This window comes from Pseudomonas glycinis (genome assembly GCF_054871425.1).
Genome location: NZ_JBTYHF010000002.1, coordinates 188,389 through 212,023, shown reverse-complemented (window position 1 = coordinate 212,023; position 23,635 = coordinate 188,389). Strand labels below are relative to the sequence as shown.

The following is a 23,635-nucleotide window of genomic DNA, read 5'->3' as shown; positions in this document are numbered from 1 at the left end:
TCGAACAACAAAAACAACATTCGACGATGCACTTTGAGGACTACAACAATGATTATTTACGGTGTGGCGTTTCTCGCCTTCTGCACGCTGGTCGGTATCTGGGTCGGTGAATTGCTCGGCAAGCTGATCGGCGTGCCGGCCAACGTCGGCGGTGTCGGTATTGCGATGCTGCTGTTGATCGGCCTGGGCAGCTATCTCTACAAGAGCGGCTGGCTCAAGGGCAAGACCGAGCAGGGCGTGGAGTTCTGGAGTGCGATCTACATTCCCATCGTGGTCGCCATGGCCGCGCAGCAGAATGTCTACGGTGCGCTGAAGGGCGGGCCGATGGCAATTCTTGCCGGCACCCTCGCCGTAGTGATCGCTTTTGCCCTGGTGCCGGTGCTGACGCGCATGGGCAACAAGCAAGAGACGCCGATTGCTCCTGCCAAGACTGCGGGGTAATCGCCATGTACGAATCGATGATGAAAGTGATCACCGGCTACGGTCTGATCAGCGGCTTTTTGATTGTCGGCCTGACCATGTGGGTGTCCTACTGGATGTCCAACACCTTCACCAAGGGCCGTCTGCACGGTTCGGCGATCGCCATTCTGCTCGGGCTGGTGCTGTCGTATATCGGCGGCGCACTCACCGGTGGGCAAAAAGGCGTGGTGGATATTCCCCTGCTGTCCGGCATCGGCCTGCTCGGCGGTGCGATGCTGCGGGATTTCGCGATTGTGGCGACGGCGTTTGGCGTCAGTGTCGATGAGCTCAAACGCGCCGGACTCGTCGGTGTGCTGGCGCTGTTTGTCGGCGTTGGCACCTCGTTCGTCGCCGGCGTCGGCGTGGCGATGGCGTTCGGTTACACCGATGCGGTGAGCCTGACCACCATTGGCGCCGGTGCCGTGACTTACATCGTCGGCCCGGTGACCGGCGCGGCGATTGGTGCCAGTTCCGAGGTGATGGCGCTGTCGATTGCGGCGGGGCTGATCAAGGCGATTCTGGTGATGGTGATGACACCCTTCGTGGCGCCGATGATCGGCCTGAACAACCCGCGCAGCGCGGTGATTTTCGGTGGCTTGATGGGCACCTCCAGCGGTGTTGCCGGAGGCTTGGCGGCCACGGATCCGAAGCTGGTGCCGTACGGTTGCCTGACGGCGGCGTTCTACACCGCGCTCGGGTGTCTGCTCGGGCCTTCGCTGCTGTTTCTGGCGATGCGCGGGTTGATGGGCTGACCGAGCTGACATTGATCGTTCCCACGCTCTGCGTGGGAATGCAGCCCGGGACGCTCCGCGTTCCAAAGCGGACGCAGAGCGTCCATTGAGACATTCCCACGCAGAGCGTGGGAACGATCATGAGCTGGCCTGGCGATTGGCATACATCCGACACTCCGCCAGCAATGCCAGCAGATTCGGATCACGCTCCTTGGCCTTCAGAAACACCACGCCAATGTGCTGCTGCAAGCGGTACTTCTCCTGCAACGGGATGAGCTTCACCCGGTTCTCGTACACCGCCGCAATCCGCCCCGGCAACAAGGCGTAGCCCACCCCCGAGCTGACCATGCTCAGCAGGGTGAAGATGTCATTGACCTGCATCGCCACCTTCGGCTCGAACCCCGCCTGCTTGAACACCCGCACACCATCCTGATGGGTGGCGAAGCCCTGGGTCAGGGTGATGAAGGTTTCATCACGCACTTCCGCCAGATCGACTTCACTGCGCTGAGCGAATTTTGAATCGGCCGGGGTGGCGAGGAAGATGTCGTCGGAGAACAGCGCAATCTGTTCGCAATCGGGGTCGTTGATGCTGTCGTCCAGCGACACCAGAATCGCGTCGACTTCCATGTTTTTCAGCTTGTAGAGCAGGTCGATGTTCGAGCCGAGGATCAGGTCGATGTTGAGTTCGCTGCGACGGATTTTCAGGCCCATGATCAGCTGTGGCACGGTTTTCACCGTCAGCGAATACAGCGAGCCGAGCTTGAAGCGCTCGGCGGAGAATCCGGCTGCTTCGCGGGTCAGGCGCACGCTGTCGACGACGTCGTTGATCAGCTTCTGCGCACGTTCTTCCAGCACATAGGCGCTTTCCAGTGGCGTCAGATTGCGCCCTTCGTGTTTGAACAGCGGGCAGCGCAGGGCGTTTTCCAAAGAGTGAATGGCGCGGTGCACGCTGACGTTGCTGGTCTGCAGTTCGGCGGCGGCGCGGGCGAGATTGCCGGTGCGCATGAAGGCGAGGAACACCTCGAGTTTTTTCAGGGTCAATTCTTCGTCGATCAGCATGGCGCGGACTCTTTTTGGTATCGGGCGATTGTGCCCAATTCCCGCGGGTCGCGCAGGCGAGGTTGAACAGAAACATTGCGCTTTTACGCTCAGGGCCCGAGCCTTGCGCGCTTGCGGTAGTGACTACGAGGTATGCGACACATGTATCACGGGGAAAAACTCAACGCCTGGACCCATCTGGTCGGAGCCATCGCCGCGTTTATCGGCGGCGTATGGATGCTGGTGATTGCCAGCCTCGACGGCAGTCCATGGAAGATCGTCAGCGTGGCGATCTACGCCTTCACCTTGCTGGTGCTCTACAGCGCCTCGACCGTGTATCACAGCGTGCGCGGGCGCAAGAAAGCGATCATGAAGAAGGTCGATCATTTCTCGATCTACCTGCTGATCGCCGGCAGCTACACGCCGTTCTGCCTGGTGACGTTACGCGGGCCTTGGGGCTGGACGCTGTTTGGGATTGTCTGGGGGCTGGCGCTGATCGGCATCCTGCAAGAGATCAAACCGCGCTCCGAGGCACGGATTCTGTCGATCGTGATTTACGCGGTGATGGGCTGGATCGTGCTGGTCGCGGTCAAACCGCTGATCGCCGCGCTGGGCACAGCGGGGTTTGCCTGGCTGGCGTCGGGCGGGGTTTTGTATACGGTGGGGATTATCTTTTTTGCCCTGGATCACCGGCTGCGGCATGCCCATGGCATCTGGCACCTGTTTGTGATTGCCGGGAGCTTGCTGCATTTTGTCGCGATTCTGTTTTACGTGCTGTAGCCCGGCTGACTGATCGTTCCCACGCTCTGCGTGGTAACGCCTCCTGTGACGCTCTGCGTCACGCTGTTTGGGACGCGGAGCGTCCCGGGCTGCATTCCCACGCAGAGCGGGGGAATGCAGCCCGGCAAAAAGGTTTAGAAATCACCCCAAAGTTGCTGGGCCACCGCCAACGCCACTACCGGCGCAGTCTCGGTGCGCAGCACCCGTGGGCCGAGGCGCGCGGCGTGAAAACCGTTGCCTTTGGCCTGCTCGACTTCAGCATCAGTCAAACCACCTTCCGGCCCGATCAGGAACGCCAGCGTCGCCGGTTTGGCATGACTCACCAACGGCTCTGCCACCGGATGCAGCACCAGTTTCAATTCGGCTTCGGTCTGCTTGAGCCAGTCCGCCAGCAACACTGGCGGATGAATCACCGGCACCCGTGAACGCCCGCACTGTTCGCAGGCACTGATCGCCACTTGGCGCCAGTGCAGCAAGCGCTTGTCGGCGCGTTCGTCCTTGAGCCGCACTTCGCAGCGTTCGCTGAAGATCGGGGTGATTTGCGTCACGCCCAGTTCAGTGGCTTTCTGAATCGCCCAGTCCATGCGCTCGCCCCGGGACAGGCCCTGGCCGAGGTGGATCTGCAGTGGCGATTCGATTTGCCCGGCGAACTGCTCGTCGATTTGTACAACCACGCGTTTCTTGCCGACGTCCACCAAGGACCCGCGAAATTCATGGCCGGAACCGTCGAACAACTGCACCGCATCGCCTTCAGCCATGCGCAACACGCGGCTGATGTAATGCGCCTGGGCCTCCGGCAGTTCGTGTTCGCCAGTGCTCAGCGGGGCGTCGATAAAGAAGCGGGACAGTCTCATTTCGGGTCTCTCAGATTAGATCGTTCCCACGCTCTGCGTGGGAATGCCTCATCGGACGCTCTGCGTCCGCTTTTGGGACGCGGAGCGTCCCGGGCTGCATTCCCACGCGGAGCGTGGGAACGAGAAATTACGGTTAGCCCGGGTCGCGGAATCCCGGATGGAAGTCTTTCGGCACCGCCACGCTGACGCTGTCACGCGTAGCAATATCAATACCTTCACTGGCCACTTCGGCCAGGAAGTCGATCTGCTCCGGGGTGATCACATACGGCGGCAGGAAATACACCACGCTGCCCAGCGGGCGCAACAACGCACCGCGCTCCAGCGCATGCTGGAACACCTTCAAGCCACGACGCTCCTGCCAAGGGTAGGCCTCTTTGGTGGCTTTATCCTTGACCATCTCGATGGCCAGGACCATGCCGGTCTGGCGCACTTCCGACACGTTAGGGTGATCGACCAGATGCGCGGTCGCCGAGGCCATGCGCTGAGCCAGCGCCTTGTTGTTCTCGATGACGTTGTCCTGCTCGAAAATGTCCAGGGTCGCCAGTGCCGCAGCGCAGGCCAGCGGGTTGCCGGTGTAGCTGTGCGAATGCAGGAAGGCTCGCAGAGTCGGGTAGTCGTCGTAGAAGGCGCTGTAGACCTCGTCGGTGGTCAGGCACGCGGCCAGCGGCAGGTAGCCGCCGGTCAGGGCCTTGGACAGGCAGAGAAAGTCCGGGCGGATGCCGGCCTGTTCGCAGGCGAACATCGTTCCGGTGCGGCCGAAGCCGACGGCGATTTCGTCGTGGATCAGGTGCACGCCATAGCGGTCGCAGGCCTCGCGCAACAGCTTGAGGTACACCGGGTGATACATGCGCATGCCGCCGGCGCCCTGAATCAACGGCTCGACGATCACTGCCGCGACGCTGTCATGATTTTCCGCCAGCGTCTGTTCCATGGCGGCGAACATGTTGCGCGAGTGTTCCTCCCAGCTCATGCCTTGCGGGCGCAGATAGCAATCCGGGCTCGGCACTTTGATGGTGTCCATCAGCAGGGCTTTGTAGGTCTCGGTGAACAGCGGCACATCGCCGACCGCCATCGCCGCCATGGTTTCGCCGTGGTAGCTGTTGGTCAGGGTGACGAAGCGCTTCTTGTTCGGCTGGCCGCGATTGAGCCAGTAGTGAAAACTCATCTTCAGCGCGACTTCGATGCAGGACGAGCCGTTATCGGCGTAGAACACCCGGTTCAAGCCTTGCGGGGTCATCTTCACCAGACGCTCGGACAGCTCGATCACCGGCTGATGGCTGAAACCGGCAAGAATCACGTGTTCGAGTTGATCGACCTGATCCTTGATGCGCTGGTTGATGCGCGGGTTGGCGTGGCCGAACACGTTGACCCACCAGGAACTGACTGCGTCGAGGTAGCGCTTGCCTTCGAAGTCTTCGAGCCAGACGCCTTCGCCGCGCTTGATCGGGATCAGCGGCAGCTGTTCGTGGTCTTTCATCTGGGTGCAGGGATGCCACAACACCGCGAGATCGCGTTGCATCCACTGGTTATTCAGGCCCATTTACAGTCTCCTCGAGGCGGCTCGCGTCAGGCGCGGGCGAACAATCGCGCAAGCCTATGCAATGCATCGCGCGGGAACAACCCATTGTGTCGATTGAACTACTTTGTCTGAGCCGATAGACGTCGCTGGCGGCGTTTTGATGGCTAACGTATTCTTCGCGGTTCTTTGAGTCGTCTGACTCGCAAAACTGCTTTTTCCCACATGTTTTTCCGGAGTTCGCTGAATGTCTGTCGGTTGGCTGCGCGCCTGTGCGCTGGTGATGTTGGGGCTGTTCAGCGTTACGGCGCTGGCCAAGGATAAAACCGCAATCGTGATCGGCGGCGGCCTGTCGGGTCTGACCGCTGCTTACGAACTGCAGAACAAAGGCTGGCAGGTCACCCTGCTGGAAGCCAAACCGAGCTTGGGCGGCCGCTCGGGCATGGCCACCAGCGAGTGGATCGGCAACGACAAGACTCAGCCGGTGCTGAACAAGTACGTGTCGACCTTCAAGCTCGGCACCACGCCGGCGCCGGAATTCGTGCGTACGCCGGGTTATCTGATCGACGGCGATTATTTCTCCGCCGCTGATCTGGCCACCAAGCAGCCAGCCACCGCCGATGCGCTCAAGCGCTACCAGAAAACCCTCGACGATCTGGCGCGCTCGATCGACGACCCGCAGAACCCGGCGGCGACCGCCACCCTGCACGCACTGGACCAGATCACCGTATCGAGCTGGCTCGACAAGCAGAACCTGCCGGCCACCGCGCGTCAGCTGATCAACCAGGACATCCGCACCCACTACGACGAACCTTCGCGTCTGTCGCTGCTGTATTTCGCTCAGCAGAACCGCGTCTATCGCGGCGTCTCCGACCGCGACCTGCGCGCCTCGCGTCTGGTCGGCGGCAGCCAGGTGCTGGCGCAGGCCTTCGTCAAACAGATCAAGACCATCAAAACCAGCTCGCCGGTCTCGGCCATCATCCAGGACAAGGACGGCGTGACCGTCAAAGTTGGCAGCGTCGGCTATCAGGCTGACTACGTGGTGCTGGCGGTGCCGTTGCGCGCACTGAACAAGATCGCCCTGACCCCGGCGCTGGATGCCCAGCATCTGGCGGCGATCAAGGGCACCAACTACGGCTGGCGCGACCAGATCATGCTGAAGTTCAAGACGCCAGTGTGGGAAAGCAAATCGCGCATGTCCGGCGAGATCTACAGCAACGCAGGTTTAGGCATGCTCTGGATCGAACCGGCGCTGAAGGGCGGCGCCAATGTGGTGATCAACCTGTCCGGCGACAACGCCCGTGTGATGCAGGCATTCGGCGACAAGCAGATGGTCGATCAGGTGCTGATCCGCCTGCACGCGTTTTATCCACAGGCCCGTGGCTCGTTCACCGGTTATGAAATCCGTCGCTACAGCACCGACCCGTCGATGGGCGGCGCCTACCTGGCTTACGGCCCGGGGCAGATCAGCAAGTTCTGGCGCCTGTGGGAACGTCCGCTGCAACGCGTAGCGTTCGCCGGCGAACACACCGACACCTTGTACCCGGGCACCTTGGAAGGCGCACTGCGCACCGGCCAGCGCGCGGCCAGCCAGGTTGAAGATCTGGCGGCAGGCAAGTCGTTCGAACCGGCCAAAGTGGTTCCGGCTGCAGCAGCGGCAGGCGCGGCGGGTGCCGTGGCGGCGAAGAAGGGCAACTTCTTCAGCAACCTGTTCGGCGGTTCGGATGACGAGAAAAAGCCTGAGCCTGCGAAAGCGCCAGAGCCAGCACCTGCTCCGGCCGCTCCAGCGCCTGCACCGACCCCGGCACCTGCGCCAGCGCCGGTGGAAGCACCGAAACCAGCGGCCCCGGTGAAAGCCGAGCCGGCGAAAAAAGCAGCGGCCAAGCCAGCGGCGAAGAAGCCTGCAGCCAAAACCGAAACGAAAAAGCCGGCGGCCAAACCGGCAGCGAAAAAGGCTGAGCCGGCGAAGAAACCAGCGGCCAAGCCTGCTGCAACGACCGAGACCAAGGCGCAGTAAGGCTTGGTTCACATGAAAACGCGGCCCTCGGGTCGCGTTTTTTTTGCCCTGCGGTTCAGTCCTTCGTCATCCGGTTACGGGACTTACCGGCGTACCGGAGCCTTCCCACAAGATGCTCGGAATGAGGTGATAGCGGCTGCCAGCGCGCCAATTTTATGCTGGAAAAAATTGGGGGCATGCTATGAAAACGCTTATCGCGATACTGGTTTCGATTGCACTTTCCGGATGTAGCAACGGGCAATTTTTCCCCGGCGGCTATGGTTCTGAACTGGCGCACAAGTGCCACATAGACCCCTACAGTGCCGAATGCCTGCAACCGCCGGCAGTACTTCATAACTGATCGGCCATGAATGGCTGGTCAGTCAAAACTCCCACTTGAAGAACTCTGTCCCGTTCGGCAGTTTCCTCAGCCACTTTTGCTTGGGTTTGCGCAGGCGCCCGATATCAAAACCGTTCATTTGTTCAAGCGCCCTATCCTGAGATCGCCTTTAATCCTTCCTTAACACCTCGCTCGCAGACTCTTGATCGTATTTCTCGATATTTCAAAGCAAAATTTTCCGCTTTAATTCGATAGATAACTCGCTAGTCTTGGTTCGCAGTTCTCACAGGATTTGGGCAATGCAGCTACGTAACTCTTCTTCGCGCTATGGTTGGGTCAGCATCTTCATGCACTGGGGCGTGGCGCTGGCGGTCTTCGGGCTGTTTGCGCTGGGTCTGTGGATGGTCGGGCTGGATTACTACAGCACCTGGCGCAAAGACGCGCCGGATCTGCACAAGAGCATCGGTCTGGTGCTGCTCGCGGTGATGGTGTTGCGAGTGGTGTGGCGTTTCATCAGCCCACCGCCGCCAACGCTGCAAAGCTACAGCCGCATGACCCGTATCGGCGCCAAGTTCGGCCACGGGTTTCTGTATCTGGCGCTGTTCGCTGTGATGATTGCCGGTTACCTGATTTCCACCGCAGACGGTGTCGGGATCCCGGTGTTTGGCCTGTTTGAAGTTCCTGCACTGCTCTCCGGACTACCGGATCAGGCAGATACCGCTGGGGTGATTCATCTCTGGCTGGCGTGGGCACTGGTAATTTTTTCCGGTCTCCATGCGTTGGCAGCATTGAAGCACCACTTTATCGATCGTGATGCGACCCTCACTCGAATGCTCGGTCGCAAAGCCTGAAATTCAACCTCGACTCAAAGGAAAAGAAAGCATGTTGAAAAAGACTCTGGCCGCTCTGGCAATCGGTTCTGCACTGCTCTCGGCTGGTCAGGCCATGGCTGCGGACTACAAAATCGACAAGGAAGGCCAGCACGCCTTCGTTGACTGGAAAATCAGCCACCTGGGTTACAGCTTCATCCACGGTACCTTCAAAGATTTCGACGGTACTTTCTCTTGGGATTCGGCCAAGCCTGAAGCCAGCAAGATCTCTGTGGATGTGAAAACTGCCAGCCTGTGGTCGAACCATGCTGAACGTGACAAGCACATCGCCAGCAAAGACTTCCTCGACGTGAGCAAGTTTGCTGATGCCAAGTTCGTCTCCACCGCCGTTAAATCGACCGGTGAAAAGACTGCTGACGTGACCGGCGACCTGACCTTGCACGGTGTGACCAAGCCTGTGACCTTCAAGGCCACATTCAACGGCGAAGGCAAGGATCCATGGGGCGGCGAGCGCGCTGGCTTCAACGCCAAGACCACTCTCAATCTGAACGAGTTCGGGATCAAGGGCCCAGGCCCAACCTCGCAAACGGCAGATCTGGATATCTCGCTGGAAGGTGTGAAAGTCAAATAACTTTCGCTCGCCACAATAAAACGCCCCTGGTCGAAAGGCCCGGGGCGTTTTTTATTGCCTGCGACACATTCCCTGTGGGAGCGAGCCTGCTCGCGAAAGCGGTCAGTCCGGCAACATCATTGCTGACTGACCCGCCGCCTTCGCGAGCAGGCTCGCTCCCACAGGGGTATTGCGGTGTGGCAGAGATAATCGAGGTAAAAAAATGCCCCGGCTCTTTCGAGTCGGGGCATTTTTCATGGCGGGTTGAAACTCAGCGATTGCGGGTCAGCAGTGCTGGTTTCTCGCCACGTGGGCGGCTTGGCAGTTGATCGAGCTGCTCAGGCGTCGGGAAGCGGTCGGCTTTCGATTCCTTGTGCATGATCTTCGGACCGTTGCTGCGCGGATTCTGCACGGCCGGTTCGCTGCGTGGCTGATCGTCACGGGCCGGGCGGCGGTTGCGTGGCGCGGATTCGTCGCGACGACCCTGACCGTCACGCGGAGCGCCGTTGCGCGGGCCGCTGCGTTTGGCCGGTGGTGTCCCGGTGCTCGAGCCGTTGCTGTTGCGCGGACCGTTCTGGCGACCCTGTGGCTGACCGCCGCGCGGTGCGCCAGTGCCTGAGCCTTGCGCCGGTGCGCCCGGACGACGGCCACGGCCGCCGGCAGGAGCGGCCTTCGGCACGTAGTCAACGCGGTTACCGAAGTTATCGATATCGTCGTCGAGGAACTCGTCCGGAGCGCGGTCAGCCGCTGCACGCGGTGGCTGGCTCGGGCGCTGTTCGCGGCTCGGCGTGCCTTCGCGCGGTTTCTGCTGACGGGCAGGGCGCTCGCCACGTTCAGCGGCCGGCTTTTCCTTGCCCTTGTCTTTGCCTTTGTCCTTGCGACCGCCGCCACCGCCGCCGCCATTCGGGCCGTCGCCACGTGGGCCACGGGAATTGCGCGGGTTGCGGATGTCCGGACGCTCGCGGGCTTCAGGCTTCTCGGCTTCGATGGTGCTGGAGTCGAAGCCCATCAGATCGCCGTCGGCAATCTTCTGCTTGGTCATGCGCTCGATGCTTTTCAGCAGCTTCTCTTCGTCTGGCGCGACCAGCGAGATCGCTTCGCCGGAACGACCGGCGCGGCCGGTACGGCCGATACGGTGCACATAGTCTTCATCGACGTTCGGCAGCTCGAAGTTGACCACATGCGGCAACTGATCGATGTCCAGGCCACGGGCAGCGATGTCGGTGGCAACCAGAATGCGTACTTCGCCGGCCTTGAAGTCGGCCAGGGCTTTGGTGCGCGCGTTCTGGCTCTTGTTACCGTGGATCGCCACCGCCGGCAGGCCATGTTTGTCCAGGTATTCAGCGAGACGGTTGGCGCCGTGCTTGGTGCGGGTGAAGACCAGTACCTGTTCCCACGCGCCGGCGGTGATCAGGTGTGCCAGCAGCGCACGTTTGTGGCTGGCGGGCAGGCGGAACACGCGTTGTTCGATGCGCTCGACCGTGGTGTTCGGCGGCGTCACTTCGATGCGTTCCGGATTGTGCAGCAGTTTGCCGGCGAGGTCGGTGATGTCTTTGGAGAAAGTCGCCGAGAACAGCAGGTTCTGACGCTTGGCCGGCAGACGTGCGAGGACTTTCTTCACGTCGTGGACAAAACCCATGTCGAGCATGCGGTCGGCTTCGTCGAGAACGAGAATTTCCACGTGGGACAGATCGACGCTGCCCTGGCCGGCGAGGTCGAGCAAGCGACCCGGGCAGGCGACGAGGACGTCGACGCCACGGGACATGGCCTGGACCTGCGGGTTCATGCCGACGCCGCCGAAGATGCAGGCGCTGACGAATTTCAGGTCACGGGCGTAGATCTTGAAGCTCTCGTGCACCTGGGCCGCGAGTTCGCGGGTCGGGGTCAGGACCAGCACGCGCGGTTGGCGCGGGCCGTGACGCTGGGATTTGTCCGGGTGACCGTTGGGGAACAACCGCTCCAGAATCGGGAGGGCGAAGCCGCCGGTTTTACCGGTACCTGTCTGAGCCGCCACCATCAGGTCGCGACCTTGCAACACGGCGGGAATGGCCCGCTGTTGCACCGGAGTAGGCTCGGTATAGCCCGCATCTTCGATGGCACGGACTAAAGCCTCGGAGAGACCGAGGGAAGCAAAGGACATGAGTAATCCTGTTTTAGTTAGGGCTTGGCCCAATGGGAGTCTTGCCTGGCGCGAATCACGTTTAAGAGGACGCAATCCCGTCCGGTCCAGCGGCGGTTCCGAAGGCACGTCAGGAGCGCTCGCGCGGGCTGGAAGCTGCGCTGTAGCGGGTCGAGAGGCCTGTTACGGTTCCGGGCGTCCGGGCGTGAGCCTGGCGGGAACGCCGGAGTATAACAGAGCAATCACTGCGCGCTGCTTTCCTGCTGCTCAACGGTTTTGCCGCCGGCCGTGGCCGAACGCAGTGACGCGCTATCAACGGGCGCAGCACCGTAACGCGCGCTGAGCTCGGCGTAGGCCGGTTCGCGCTTGAAGCGCTTGAGCTCGGCGCCGAAACGCTGCACCAGCAAATCCATGCCGGCATTGCGCCGAACCGCAAGAAACTGGCTCTGACGGCTGATAATCGTCGGGTTTTCCGTGATCAGATCGCGAATATTCAGCTCATCGAGCAAATGCTGACCGACGCGGCGATCGGTAATCAGCAGGTCAATCCGCCCGCGCACCAGTTTGCCGAAATTGGCTTCATGGGTCGGTGCCGGCTCACGAACAAACAGGTCCGACTGGCTGAAGTCAGGGCTGTACAGATAACCCGGCGAGGTGCCGATGGTCAGGCCTTTGAGTTGCTCGAGGGTGTTGAAAGGATGCGGCCGCTCATTGGCGTAGAACATCACGAATTCGACGTCGGACAAAGGTTCGCTGGGATAGAGCAGGGTGGCGTCGCGTTCGGCGCTGTGAAAGATGTCCAGGGCACCGTCGGCCTGGCCGGTCTCAAGCATCGACAGGCAGCGCTTCCACGGCAGGAACTGCCATTCCACTTCAATGCCCAGACGCTGGAACACGATGGCGGTGGTTTCGTAGTCAAGACCAAGGTTTTTGCCACCCTGTTCGTAGACGTACGGCGCCCACGGCTCGGTGACAATACGCAACTTCTCCCCCCGAGCGGCGACGCTCAGGCAAGTCAAAAGAATAACGCTCAGCAGTTGGGCAATAAGGGGCATGGCCTGAGGTTAGTACGCGAAACGCCTGATGAGAAGCTCTGGCATGCATGTTTCGCGCAGACCCCGGCGCAATGGCCGTGATGGCCTTATTTGCTTGCGGTTTTCAGCAGGTGTTGGTGGACCTTGGCGTGGCGCGCACCCAAGATCCGCTTGACCAGACCGCGACTGAACCAGTCCCTGAGCAAGTGCCTGCAAACCGGCTTGCCAATGCGTTGCTGCTGGTTTTCCAGCGCCTTGTCCCACCAGACCGCTGCACACGCCTGATCGAACTCGTTGGGATGTTCATAGCAGCCGTAAAGGATTTCGCGAATGAACTGACGCAGATGCGCCGGCAGCAGCAGCGTGACGAGCTTGTAGAACATACGCTGCAGGCGCGGTGGTCGAGGCAGTTGCGGTGATACACGTCGGGTGTCGTCCAGTGCAGCCTCGCCGGTCGGGTTGTCGCCATGTTTGGCGACCCAGGCCTGAACCTTGGCCCTGAACAAGTGCTTGCGGCTCCAGTAATGGTGAATCAGATCCGGGCACTTGTTGACGTCGAGCGTGCGGTAGGCGGCCACTGACAGGCAGAACTCTTCGAGGGTGTAGGCGCCCTGTGCCGATGGGAACAGCTCATCGATCAAAGCGATGGAGCGGTCCAGCACGTGGGCATCCTGCCGATGCAGGCCGATGACGCCGGAGTTGAGCAGGCGCATGTGATCGTCAGTCAGGCCTTTGTCCAGCAGTGTGGCCGACAGCGTGCGGTAGAGCAGGCTCATCTTGTTGTCGCCATAGCGGGCGTAGTAGTCATTGCACAGCAGGGTGCCGGGCTGTACCCGCTCGAACAGTTTCAGCGGCGAGCAGTGGAAAAACGTATCGGTGTCGATCAACAGCGCCGTTTCATGCTCTTCAAGTACCGAACGCAAAGCGACATGTTTGATGCGGAAATGATAACCGTGGGGCTCGCTCCATTTCTGGCGCGTTTCGGCGTCCAGCGGGCGAATGCGTACGGGAAGACGCTCGTAGGGTTGCGGATTGTCGCTGAAGACCTGGATATCGATCGCGGCATCCGGTGTCTCGCGCAACCACGCCAGAGCACTGGCGATGCTGAAAACAGCTTCCTGATGGTAGGTCTCGGCACCGAAAACCAGATAGACCAGTTGAGGGCGTGTTTTTGTTTGCGCGCAGATCATCGACAACAATATTCCATTTGTGCTTTTCGGTGAAAAGGCCCGGTGAGGGCCTTTTTTATCGCATGGAAAACCTTCAGCGCGGCAGCTTGAGGTTGTTCCAGATGGCCAGGCTAGGTTCGGCCTGGTTCATCGAGTAGAAGTGCAGCCCCGGTGCGCCGCCCTGCAGCAGGCGTTCGCACATTTCGCTGACGACTTGTTCGCCAAAGCTTTGAATGCTTCGCGTGTCATCGCCGTAGGCTTCCAGTTGCTTGCGGATCCAGCGCGGGATTTCCGCACCGCAGGCATCGGAGAAGCGCGCGAGTTTGCTGTAGTTGGTGATCGGCATGATCCCCGGCACGATCGGCAGATCCACGCCCAGCGCCTGCAAACGGTCGACGAAGTAGAAGTAGCTGTCGGCGTTGAAGAAGTACTGGGTGATCGCGCTGTCGGCACCGGCCTTTGCCTTGCGCACGAAGTTGGCGAGATCGTCTTCGTAGTTGCGCGCTTGCGGATGCATCTCCGGGTAAGCGGCGACTTCGATGTGGAAATGATCGGCGGTTTCTTCACGAATGAATTCCACCAGTTCATTGGCGTGACGCAGCTCACCGCTGGTCATGCCCATGCCGGACGGCAGGTCGCCACGCAGGGCAACGATGCGCTTGATGCCGGCAGTCTTGTATTCGTTCAGCAGGCCGCGCAGGTCGTCCTTGCTGTCACCGACGCACGACAGGTGCGGAGCGGCGGGTACTTTGACTTCGTTTTCCAGCTGCAACACGGTGTTGAGCGTGCGATCACGGGTCGAACCGCCAGCGCCGTAGGTGCAGGAAAAGAAATCAGGATTGTAGGTGGCCAACTGGCGGGCAGTGGCAAGCAGCTTTTCTTGCCCGGCATCGGTCTTGGTCGGGAAAAACTCGAAGCTGTAGCGACGGTCTTGGGACATGGTCATACCCTTGGAAACAAGTACCTCGAGGCGCTGCAATCCGGTGTGGGAGCGAGCCTGCTCGCAAAAGCGCTGGGTCAGACAACACGGATGTTGAATGATAAGCCGCCTTCGCGAGCAAGCTCGCTCCCACAGGGAGAGCGAGCATTCAGCGCCTGTTAGTAGCGATAGGCGTGCGGCTTGAACGGGCCTTCGACGGTGACGCCGATGTAGTCAGCCTGTTGCTTGGTCAGTTGGGTGACCACGCCGCCGAAGCCGCGAACCATTTCCAGGGCCACTTCTTCGTCGAGTTTCTTCGGCAGTACTTCAACGGTCAGACGCTCGGCTTTCTGCGCTGGCGACAGGTCGGCGTACTTCTGGCCGAACAGGAAGATCTGTGCCAGAACCTGGTTGGCGAACGAACCGTCCATGATGCGGCTCGGGTGACCGGTGGCGTTGCCCAGGTTCACCAGACGGCCTTCGGCCAGCAGGATCAGGTAATCGTCGTTCTGTGGATCGAAGCTGCCAGCGCCGGTGCGGTGAACCTTGTGCACCTGTGGCTTCACTTCTTCCCATGCCCAGTTCTTGCGCATGAAAGCGGTGTCGATTTCGTTGTCGAAGTGACCGATGTTGCAGACCACGGCGCGCTTCTTCAGGGCTTTGAGCATGTTCGCGTCGCAAACATTGACGTTACCGGTGGTGGTCACGATCAGGTCGATCTTGCCCAGCAGCGCTTTGTCGATGCTCGCTTCGGAACCGTCGTTGATACCGTCAATGAACGGCGACACCAGTTCGAAGCCGTCCATGCAGGCTTGCATGGCGCAGATCGGGTCGACTTCCGAGACTTTAACGATCATGCCTTCCTGACGCAGGGACTGCGCCGAACCCTTGCCCACGTCACCGTAACCGATGACCAGCGCTTGCTTGCCGGACAGCAGGTGGTCGGTGCCGCGCTTGATCGCATCGTTCAGGCTGTGACGGCAGCCGTACTTGTTGTCGTTCTTGGACTTGGTCACCGAGTCGTTGACGTTGATGGCCGGGATTTTCAGCTCGCCCTTGGCCAACATGTCCAGCAGGCGATGCACGCCGGTGGTGGTTTCTTCGGTCACGCCGTGAACGCGGTCCAGCACCTGCGGGTATTTCTTGTGCAGCAGCTCGGTCAGGTCGCCGCCATCGTCGAGGATCATGTTGGCGTCCCATGGCTGGCCATCCTTGAGGATGGTCTGCTCCAGGCACCACTCGTACTCTTCTTCAGTCTCGCCTTTCCAGGCGAACACCGGGATACCGGCGGCAGCGATAGCGGCAGCGGCCTGATCCTGAGTGGAGAAAATGTTGCAGGACGACCAGCGTACTTCGGCACCCAGGGCAACCAGGGTTTCGATCAGCACGGCGGTCTGAATGGTCATGTGGATGCAGCCGAGGATTTTCGCGCCCTTGAGCGGCTGCTCGGCAGCGTATTTGCGGCGCAGACCCATCAGGGCAGGCATTTCCGATTCGGCGATGATGGTTTCGCGACGGCCCCAGGCAGCCAGGGACATGTCGGCAACTTTGTAATCGGTAAAATCGGCAGGCGTGTTGACAGCGCTCATGAAGAGCCTCCATTCGTAATGTATGCGAATGGGCGCCGTTGTGCGTTTAGTGTCCGGCGTGAGCCGGTCAACGCCCCATCCGAGCCTGACAGGTCGAACCTGCTGCAGCGCCCCTCGGACAGGTGGCGGGAAAACGGTAGCCAGTGAACGTTACCGTTTTTTGAAACGGGGGCGATTATAGCCGCCCGGGCTGATCTTCCAAAGGGTTTCTGTCGGCCAGATGAAGATCGCCAATGGCGACCATAGTCGCAGCTGCCTGGAGCCTGACTGAGCAGTCTGCCAAGATGGGCGCATCTTTCGGCAAGCGCTCAGGAGTGAACATGAATTTCCACACCCGCAAATGGGTTAAACCCGAAGACCTCAACCCCAACGGCACCCTGTTCGGCGGCAGCCTGCTGCGCTGGATCGATGAAGAAGCGGCGATCTACGCCATCGTGCAACTGGGCAACCAGCGTGTGGTGACCAAGTACATCTCGGAAATCAACTTCGTCAGCGCCTCGCGCCAGGGCGACATCATCGAACTGGGCATCACCGCCACCGAATTCGGCCGCACCTCGATCACCCTGACCTGCGAAGTGCGCAACAAGATCACCCGCAAGAGCATCCTGACCGTCGAGAAGATGGTGTTCGTCAACCTCGGCGAAGACGGCCTGCCGGCGCCGCACGGGCGGACCGAGATCAAATATGTGAAAGACCAGTTCAAGGATGACGAAGCTGTTCAATAAGATCGGCGGCGCATTCTTCGCGAGCAGGCTCGCTCCCACAGGTACAGCGTGATCCTTGTGGGAGCGAGCCTGCTCGCGAAAGCGGTTGCCAATTCAGCGGAGATTCGCCTGGCCACTGAACAGCCATGAAGCGCAACGGTCGTAGCTACATCCCCCCCCACCGGTTGCCACGCCATGACCACCCCCACCAGCGACAAGACCCCCGACCTCTCGGCCAAGGAGCAGCACGAAGTCGAGAAGAGCCAGCCGCCGCGCGCGGCCGTTCTGCATGAAATCATCCGCACCCAGGGCGATCAGGAACTGGAGCGCAGCATTGCCGCGCTGTGGTGGTCGGCGCTGGCGGCAGGGTTGACCATGGGCCTGTCGCTGATGGGCATGGGATTGCTCAATTCGCGCCTGCCCGACGGCGACGAATTCAAGGTGATCGCCAGTTTCGGCTACTGCGCCGGTTTCCTCGCGGTCATCCTCGCGCGCCAGCAACTGTTTACCGAAAACACCCTGACCGCCGTGCTGCCGGTGATGACCAGGCCGACGCTGAAGAATTTCCTGCGCCTGATCCGTCTATGGACAGTGGTATTGGTCGGCAACCTCTGCGGGACGATTCTGGTGGCGTACGTGATGCTGGAACTGCCGATTTTCGACAGCAAGACCGACGTCGCCTTCCTCGAAATCGGCCGCAAGGTCATGGAGCACAGCGCCAGTCAGATGTTCGCCAAGGGCATCGTCTCCGGCTGGATGATCGCCACCATGGTCTGGATGATCCCGTCCATGGAGAGCGCGAAGATGTGGATCATCATCCTCATCACCTACTTCATGGCGCTGGGCGACTTCACCCATATCGTCGTCGGATCGGCGGAAGTGTCGTATCTGGTGTTTGCCGGCGAGTTGCCGTGGAGTGATTTCTGGGCGGTGTTCGCCGGGCCGACGCTGGCGGGGAACATCATTGGCGGCAGCTTTATCTTCGCGCTGATCAGCCATGCGCAAATTCGCAGTGAAAGCGGTGCGCCGAAGGAATCTGCGGATCAGGCTGTCAAGCCCGACCCGCAGTCGATCAAGAAATGATCAGTGGTGGGCTGGCCCAGGCACGACGGCCGGCTCATTGCGCGTTGCGTGCTTGACCAGTTTGCCGATGGTCAGGCCCTGCAGCAGGATCGATGACAGCACAACGATGTAGGTGATGCTCAGCAGCAGATCGCGCTCCGGGCCCAGCGGCAGGGCCAGCGCCAGGGCCACCGACACACCACCGCGCAAACCGCCCCAGGTCAGGATGCGGATGGTGCCGGCCGGCACCGAGCGCCAGCGGCGCAGCAAAAGGATCGCTGGCGCCACGGTAAGCAGGCGCGACAACAGAATCGCCACCGCCAGCAGACCTGCGGCGGCCATGTGCAGCCAGTTGAACGGAAGCAGCAACAGCTCCATGCCGATCAGCGCAAACAGCAGCGCGTTGAGCATGTCATCGAGCAATTCCCAGAAACCGTCCAGATAACGGCGGGTCATGTCGTTCATCGCCAGATTGCGCCCCAGGTTGCCGATGATCAGACCGGCCACCACCATCGCGATCGGCGCCGAGACGTGCAGTTCGGTGGACATCGCCGAACCGCCGATCACCAGGGCCAGGGTCAGCATCACGGTGATCTGGTGCTGCTCGACGCTTTTGATCATGCGATAGACCAGATAACCGATCAGCCCGCCGAACAACACACCGCCAATGGCCTCATGGACGAAGAGCATGGCCGTGGCGCTGACGGTCGGGGTTTCGCCCAGTTGCGCGATGCCCAGCAGCACGGTGAAGACCACCACCGCCGTGCCGTCGTTGAACAGTGATTCGCCGACGATGGTGGTTTTCAGTGGTTTCGAAGCGTTGGCGGTACGCAGTACGCCGAGCACGGCAATCGGGTCGGTCGGTGAGATCAGCGCGCCGAACAACAGGCAGTAGAGGAAACTCACGTGCCAGCCGAACAGGGCAAAAATGTAGAAGGCCAGGCTGCCGATCACCACGGTGGCGATCAACACGCCGAAGGTGGCCAGCAGGCCGATCGGCCAGCGGTAGCTGCGCAAATCATTGAGGTTGACGTGCAGGGCGCCGGCGAACAGCAGGAACGAGAGCATCCAGTTCATCAGCAGATCGCCGAAATCGATCTGGCCGATCAGTTGCTGCACGCGGTCTTCGAGGCCGGGAAAGCCGAGGACGCTGAGGCCTTGCAGGAGCAATGAGAACAGCAGGGCGGTAACCATCACGCCGATGGTCGGCGGCAGGCCGATAAAGCGGAAATTGACGAAGGTCAGGAGGGTGGTGAGGCAGATGAAAGCGGCGACGAGTTCAAGCATCCGGGGTCCTTTGGATGAAGGGTGAATGGCGCGCGACCGGAGGTTGGACGCAGGGGTTTGATGGGCGAACAGCGACATGGGACACACCACAGTTCATTGTGGCGAGGGGATTTATTTCCGCTCGGCGGCGAAGCCGTCGCAATCCGGTTTATCGATCATTCCTGACAAAACCCGATTGAAGGTTTTTGGGGCTGCTGCGCAGCCCAACGGGGATAAATCCCCTCGCCACAGGTAGTCAGTCGCAGAGGTCTCAGCCAGACACATTGACCGCACTCGCCCGCCGACGTTGCAGGTAAATGAACAACAGCGCCGTCAGCACCGTCAGCACGCCGACCAGCGCCCCGGTCCACGGCAGGTCCGCCAGATCCGCGCCGCTGGCAACCACCAGCCCGCCAATCCAGGCACCTGCTGCGTTGCCCAGATTGAACGCGCTCTGGTTCAGCGTCGAACCCAGATTCGGCGCTTCGTGCGCCTGATCGATGATCAACAGCTGCAGAATCGGGCACAGCGCAAAGGCGAAAATTCCCCACAGCACCAAGGTAATCGCCGCCGGAATCACCGCACGGCTGGTCTGGCTGAACGCCGCGAGAATCACCACGACTGCCAGTGCCACGCCGACCAGTGACGGCAGCAAGCGGCTGTCGGCCAAGCGCCCGCCGAGCATGCTGCCCGCTGTCAGGCCGACGCCGAACAACAGCAGCATCACCGTCACGCCGTGGGGGCTGACGCCAGTGATGTCTTGCAGGATCGGTGCGATATACGTGAACACGCTGAACAGGCTGGTCGAGGCCAGCACGCTCATGCCCAGCGCCAGCAGCACGTTGGCCTTGCCCAGCACTTTGAATTCGCTGGCGAGATTGGCCTTGTCCATCGCGATGTGTTTCGGCAACCACAACCATTGCGCCAACGCCGCCACAATGCCAATCACCGACACCGCCCAGAAGGTCGAGCGCCAGCCAGCGTATTGGCCAAGCGCTGTGCCGAGTGGCACGCCGAGCACGTTGGCCAGTGTCAGGCCGGTGAACATCATGGCAATCGCCTGCGCACGTTTGTTCGGCGCAACCAGCCCGGCAGCAACCACCGAGCCAATGCCGAAAAACGCCCCGTGACACAGCGCCGTAACCACCCGCGCCGCCATCAGCGTCGCGTAGTTGGGTGCCAGCGCGCAGAGCACGTTGCCGAGGATGAACATCAGCGTCATGCCCAGCAATGTCGCTTTGCGCGGCATATTGGCGGTGCCGATCGCCAGGATCGGTGCGCCGAACACCACGCCCAGGGCGTAACCGGTGATCAGCAGTCCGGCGTGAGGAATGCTCACCGCCAGATCGCGGGCGACGTCGGGCAGCAGGCCCATGATGACGAATTCGGTGGTGCCGATGCCGAACGCGGCAACGGCGAGTGCAAGCAAAGCGAGGGGCATGCGCAAGGTCTCTGTCGGTAGTCTTGACGCTTTGATCAGGCATACGCGTGCCAGCGACCGTTTTCGAAGAAAGCGGAGCAGGCAGCTTTTATTGGAGTTTTTTGGTGTGCAGCTGAGTACGGCGTGGTGGGTTGCAGTATAAACAGCTGCTGACACATGGCGAATCAATAATCTGACTAATCGACGGCGCGCTGGAAGTGCCGTGTTATATCCAGCTGAAAGAACCTTTCTGCCGGGCGCGGCTCTTAGCCTGTGGGCAGGTGCTGATCGGCATGCTGGTGAATTTCTGATCGCTCGCCAATTTCACCAATCGAAAAAAAGGACGACGTTATGACAGTGGCTCTGTGGTGTGTGTTGATCGCGATTTTCCTGCCTTACGTGTGCACGATCGTTGCGAAGGCCAGCGGCGGTTTCCGCCTCAAGGACAATTATGATCCACGGGATTTTCTCGACAGCGTCGATGGCGTCGCCCGTCGCGCCCACGCCGCGCAACTGAACAGCTTTGAAGTAACGCCTGCGTTTGCCGCTGCGGTGATCGTTGCGCACCTGGTCGGCACTGCGCAACTGGTGACGGTCAATGTGCTGGCCGTGCTGTTTATCACCAGTCGCCTGCTGTACATCATCTGCTACCTGGCTGACTGGGCTGCACTGCGTTCGGTGGTGTGGTTTATCGGGATGGGGCTGATTGCTTCGTTTTTCTTTGTGTCGATCTGATTATCGGCTGTTGCTGCCGGCCTCTTCGCGAGCAGGCTCGCTCCCACATGGAAATGCATTCCAGATGTGGGAGCGAGCCTGCTCGCGAAAGCGATGGATCAGACGACGAAGAACCTAAGACTTTTGCTTCGGTGTATCCGCCACCTGCGGCACTTGCGGCAACTCTTTTCCTTTAGGCCAGAGCATCCATATCTGCCCCTGCTGTTTCATGTCCCCGGCCAGTTGCCCGGCCGCATCACCCGTGCCCCAGAACAGATCCGCGCGCACCTCACCGGCAATCGCGCCGCCGGTATCCTGCGCCGCGACCGGGCGCACCAGTGGGGTGCCATCCGGCTTGGTGGTCGACAGCCATAACAGACTGCCCAACGGAATCACCTTGCGATCCACCGCCGCGCTGTAGCCGGCGGTCAGCGGCACGTTCAGCGAGCCGCGCGGGCCTTCGTTGCTGTCCGGGTTGCGGGTGAAGAACACGTAGCTCGGGTTGCTGGCCAGCAGTTCCGGAATGCGCGTGGGGTTGGCCTTGGCCCAGTTGCTGATCGCGGTCATGGTCACGTCTTCTTTCTTCAGCTCGCCTTGCTCGACCAGCCAGCGACCGATCGGTCGGTACGGGTGGCCGTTCTGATCGGCGTAGGCGATGCGCAACTGTTTGCCGTCCTCGGTCTGAATCCGGCCCGAGCCCTGGATCTGCAGAAATTGCAGATTCATCGGATCAGTCAGATAGGCAACAACCGGTGCGTTCACGCCTTTGGATTCAATGGTCGCCGCATCGTCGTAAGGCTTGAGCACGCGTCCTTCGAGGCGGCCGCGCAGGCGCTTGCCTTTCAATTCCGGGTAGATGCTGTCGAGCGAGACGATGATCATGTCTTCCGGCACGCCATACACCGGCACGTTCGCCGTTGCGGTTGGCGTCAGGCTGCCGGGGTACACCGGTTCGTAGTAGCCGGTGATCAGACCGTTGGGGTTGTCGTTCTCGGCGCGCAGGCCGTAGACATCGAGATTCTGCTTGAGGAATGCACGAATCTCGGCGGCGCTTTGCGGCACACTCACCGCCGCAGCGCAGGTCGGCCCCCACACCGCATCGGCTTTGAGTCGTGTGCAAGCGCTGCGCCACGAGCCGAAACCGGCGACCAGATCGCTGTCGGAGACCGCTGGCAACGCTTCCCAGGTCGCGCTGGAATAGGTGGCCAGCGCATGGGTTTTTGGTTTGGCGCTGTCGCCGCCTGTGCAACCGGCGAGGATGGCGAGCAGTGGAAGGGTGACGATAAGCGGGTGACGCCAGGCCGTGAAGCGGCTGTTCATGGAGTGATTCCTGTGCCGGTTGGTCGAGTGCTCCATGCGCTCCACCAACCCGTATTTTTAATAGGGCTATTGGTGTTTGGCGGTGAGCCGAGGATACTGGCCGCCGATTTCCGCGACCTGAAGCCACCATGACTCTGAAACCAATTGCTGTTGTATTGCTGGCCTGCCTGACCTTGTCCGCCTGTGGCGGTGTCGACCCGAATTCGCCGCTGGGTCAACGCAAGGCCATCTTCAAGCAGATGCTCAAGACCAGCGAAGACCTCGGCGGCATGTTGCGTGGGCGCATTGCCTTCGACGGGCCGAAATTTGCCGAAGGTGCGGTCAGACTTGATGCGTTGGCCCATGAGCCGTGGAAGCATTTCCCGCAGGTGCGCGAGGAAGATCACACCAGCGCCAAAGATGATGTCTGGCAGAAACAGGCGCGTTTTCAGGAACTGGCCCGCGCCCTCGAAGCAGCTACCGGTGAACTGGTGGTCGCCAGCCAGGTTCAGCCGTACAAGGCCAGCAATCTCGGACCGGCAGTGCAGAAAGTTGAAGATGCCTGCAGTGCTTGCCATAAAGAGTTTCGCGATCATTGATTCCTGAGGCTGCTGAGTACCTTGTGGCGAGGGGATTTATCCCCGATGGGCTGCGAAGCAGCCCCAAAACCATATAACCGAGTTTTTTCAGTCGGACCCAACCAGTCGAATTTGCGACGGCCTCGCCGCCGGACGGGGATAAATCCCCTCGCCACAGGGCTTTGGTTACTTATCGATCTCGTCCAGCGCTTCCTGCAGTTCCTTGCGAGACTCGGCGAGCTTTTCCTTGCGCTTGTTGATCTTCTCCGGATCGCCTTTCTTCATGGCCTTGTCGAGGTCCGCCTGACGCTGGCTGACTTCATGTTTGGCCTCAAGCACCTTGTTCTCACGCTCTTTCTTCAGCCCGGCATCGGTGCAATGTTCATTGACTTCACGCAGTGCGGTTTCCAGGCCTGCCTGCTGCTCCATGTTGCCGCGCGACTTGGCCTGTTCGATCTGATTGATGATGCCCTGCTTCTTGGCAGCGCAACCGGTCAGGCCCGGGCCGTCTTCTTCGGCCATGACCGGGGCGGCCATGACGCCGCAAAGAGTAAGCAGGGCGAGCGGTGCGAGAAATTTCATAAAAGCTCCATGTGCAAAGGCAATCG

22 protein-coding genes and 1 riboswitch are annotated in these 23,635 nt (G+C 60.6%); of the genes, 10 read left to right on the top strand and 12 right to left on the bottom strand.

The genetic code is table 11. From position 1 onward, the window contains the following. Positions 1 to 48 precede the first annotated feature (48 nt). Together madL and madM are read left to right on the top strand one after the other, a co-directional pair. Positions 49 to 441, top strand: coding sequence for a malonate transporter subunit MadL (gene madL, locus ACYSTU_RS04995; RefSeq protein WP_016772756.1), 393 nt, complete (start codon positions 49 to 51; stop codon positions 439 to 441). 5 nt (positions 442 to 446) lie between these two features. Continuing rightward, positions 447 to 1,211 (top strand): malonate transporter subunit MadM, encoded by a 765-nt coding sequence (gene madM / locus ACYSTU_RS04990; RefSeq protein ID WP_024014642.1) that lies wholly within the window; start codon positions 447 to 449, stop codon positions 1,209 to 1,211. Positions 1,212 to 1,328: 117 nt separating this feature from the next. On the opposite strand, the gene ACYSTU_RS04985 is transcribed toward madM, so the two are convergent. Beyond that, entirely contained in the window at positions 1,329 to 2,249 is a 921-nt protein-coding gene (locus ACYSTU_RS04985) for a LysR family transcriptional regulator (protein ID WP_024014641.1), read from the bottom strand. Positions 2,250 to 2,390: 141 nt separating this feature from the next. Between ACYSTU_RS04985 and trhA the strand changes: the two genes are divergently transcribed. Continuing rightward, on the top strand, positions 2,391 to 3,008 hold the full coding sequence (gene trhA, locus ACYSTU_RS04980) for a PAQR family membrane homeostasis protein TrhA (protein WP_039757573.1): 618 nt from the start codon (positions 2,391 to 2,393) through the stop codon (positions 3,006 to 3,008). 134 nt (positions 3,009 to 3,142) lie between these two features. Here the strand turns inward: trhA and ACYSTU_RS04975 are convergent, their stop codons facing one another. After that, positions 3,143 to 3,862 carry a 16S rRNA (uracil(1498)-N(3))-methyltransferase gene (locus ACYSTU_RS04975; RefSeq protein WP_341638098.1) on the bottom strand — a complete coding sequence of 240 codons (720 nt, stop codon included), beginning with the start codon at positions 3,860 to 3,862 and terminating at the stop codon, positions 3,143 to 3,145. A gap of 133 nt (positions 3,863 to 3,995) precedes the next feature. Continuing rightward, complete coding sequence (locus tag ACYSTU_RS04970) at positions 3,996 to 5,402, bottom strand: adenosylmethionine--8-amino-7-oxononanoate transaminase (protein ID WP_281879592.1); 1,407 nt, start codon at positions 5,400 to 5,402, stop codon at positions 3,996 to 3,998. A 223-nt stretch (positions 5,403 to 5,625) separates the two neighbouring features. Here ACYSTU_RS04970 and ACYSTU_RS04965 point away from each other — a divergent pair, with 223 nt between their 5' ends. The 3 genes from ACYSTU_RS04965 (at position 5,626) to ACYSTU_RS04955 (ending at position 9,175) form a co-directional block, all read left to right on the top strand. Next, a complete protein-coding gene (locus ACYSTU_RS04965) occupies positions 5,626 to 7,395 on the top strand; it encodes a flavin monoamine oxidase family protein (RefSeq protein WP_243243026.1) in 1,770 nt (589 codons plus the stop codon). Positions 7,396 to 8,013: 618 nt separating this feature from the next. Then, positions 8,014 to 8,565 (top strand): cytochrome b, encoded by a 552-nt coding sequence (locus ACYSTU_RS04960; RefSeq protein WP_073471054.1) that lies wholly within the window; start codon positions 8,014 to 8,016, stop codon positions 8,563 to 8,565. A 31-nt stretch (positions 8,566 to 8,596) separates the two neighbouring features. Further along, positions 8,597 to 9,175, top strand: a complete 579-nt coding sequence (locus ACYSTU_RS04955) for a YceI family protein (RefSeq protein ID WP_024014635.1) — start codon at positions 8,597 to 8,599, stop codon at positions 9,173 to 9,175. A gap of 250 nt (positions 9,176 to 9,425) precedes the next feature. Here the strand turns inward: ACYSTU_RS04955 and rhlE2 are convergent, their stop codons facing one another. The 5 genes from rhlE2 to ahcY form a co-directional block, all read right to left on the bottom strand. Further along, positions 9,426 to 11,294 carry an RNA helicase RhlE2 gene (rhlE2, locus tag ACYSTU_RS04950; protein ID WP_476307520.1) on the bottom strand — a complete coding sequence of 623 codons (1,869 nt, stop codon included), beginning with the start codon at positions 11,292 to 11,294 and terminating at the stop codon, positions 9,426 to 9,428. Between the two features lie 221 nt (positions 11,295 to 11,515). Beyond that, entirely contained in the window at positions 11,516 to 12,328 is an 813-nt protein-coding gene (locus ACYSTU_RS04945; protein WP_476307518.1) for a substrate-binding periplasmic protein, read from the bottom strand. Between the two features lie 86 nt (positions 12,329 to 12,414). Then, complete coding sequence (locus tag ACYSTU_RS04940; RefSeq protein ID WP_476307936.1) at positions 12,415 to 13,497, bottom strand: hypothetical protein; 1,083 nt, start codon at positions 13,495 to 13,497, stop codon at positions 12,415 to 12,417. 73 nt (positions 13,498 to 13,570) lie between these two features. Then, entirely contained in the window at positions 13,571 to 14,416 is an 846-nt protein-coding gene (gene metF / locus ACYSTU_RS04935) for a methylenetetrahydrofolate reductase [NAD(P)H] (protein WP_206421453.1), read from the bottom strand. Positions 14,417 to 14,574: 158 nt separating this feature from the next. Further along, the gene (gene ahcY, locus ACYSTU_RS04930) at positions 14,575 to 15,984 is read right to left on the bottom strand and encodes an adenosylhomocysteinase (protein WP_016772771.1); all 1,410 of its coding nucleotides are present in this window, start codon (positions 15,982 to 15,984) and stop codon (positions 14,575 to 14,577) included. 23 nt (positions 15,985 to 16,007) lie between these two features. Beyond that, a riboswitch (S-adenosyl-L-homocysteine riboswitch) is annotated at positions 16,008 to 16,106 on the bottom strand. Between the two features lie 198 nt (positions 16,107 to 16,304). Between ahcY and ACYSTU_RS04925 the strand changes: the two genes are divergently transcribed. Then, on the top strand, positions 16,305 to 16,709 hold the full coding sequence (locus tag ACYSTU_RS04925) for an acyl-CoA thioesterase (RefSeq protein WP_016772772.1): 405 nt from the start codon (positions 16,305 to 16,307) through the stop codon (positions 16,707 to 16,709). A gap of 174 nt (positions 16,710 to 16,883) precedes the next feature. Further along, positions 16,884 to 17,771 carry a formate/nitrite transporter family protein gene (locus ACYSTU_RS04920; protein WP_016772773.1) on the top strand — a complete coding sequence of 296 codons (888 nt, stop codon included), beginning with the start codon at positions 16,884 to 16,886 and terminating at the stop codon, positions 17,769 to 17,771. Here the strand turns inward: ACYSTU_RS04920 and ACYSTU_RS04915 are convergent, their stop codons facing one another. Together ACYSTU_RS04915 and ACYSTU_RS04910 are read right to left on the bottom strand one after the other, a co-directional pair. Then, on the bottom strand, positions 17,772 to 19,037 hold the full coding sequence (locus ACYSTU_RS04915) for a cation:proton antiporter (protein WP_350483356.1): 1,266 nt from the start codon (positions 19,035 to 19,037) through the stop codon (positions 17,772 to 17,774). It lies immediately after the preceding gene. Between the two features lie 250 nt (positions 19,038 to 19,287). Continuing rightward, entirely contained in the window at positions 19,288 to 20,457 is a 1,170-nt protein-coding gene (locus ACYSTU_RS04910; RefSeq protein WP_071173880.1) for an MFS transporter, read from the bottom strand. A 330-nt stretch (positions 20,458 to 20,787) separates the two neighbouring features. Here ACYSTU_RS04910 and ACYSTU_RS04905 point away from each other — a divergent pair, with 330 nt between their 5' ends. Next, entirely contained in the window at positions 20,788 to 21,171 is a 384-nt protein-coding gene (locus ACYSTU_RS04905) for an MAPEG family protein (RefSeq protein WP_016772776.1), read from the top strand. Positions 21,172 to 21,285: 114 nt separating this feature from the next. Here the strand turns inward: ACYSTU_RS04905 and mltA are convergent, their stop codons facing one another. Then, positions 21,286 to 22,470 (bottom strand): murein transglycosylase A, encoded by a 1,185-nt coding sequence (mltA, locus tag ACYSTU_RS04900; RefSeq protein ID WP_476307514.1) that lies wholly within the window; start codon positions 22,468 to 22,470, stop codon positions 21,286 to 21,288. Positions 22,471 to 22,598: 128 nt separating this feature from the next. Here mltA and ACYSTU_RS04895 point away from each other — a divergent pair, with 128 nt between their 5' ends. Next, the gene (locus tag ACYSTU_RS04895; RefSeq protein WP_056786463.1) at positions 22,599 to 23,048 is read left to right on the top strand and encodes a c-type cytochrome; all 450 of its coding nucleotides are present in this window, start codon (positions 22,599 to 22,601) and stop codon (positions 23,046 to 23,048) included. 165 nt (positions 23,049 to 23,213) lie between these two features. On the opposite strand, the gene ACYSTU_RS04890 is transcribed toward ACYSTU_RS04895, so the two are convergent. Then, complete coding sequence (locus ACYSTU_RS04890; protein WP_016772779.1) at positions 23,214 to 23,609, bottom strand: DUF1090 domain-containing protein; 396 nt, start codon at positions 23,607 to 23,609, stop codon at positions 23,214 to 23,216. Positions 23,610 to 23,635: the final 26 nt, after the last annotated feature.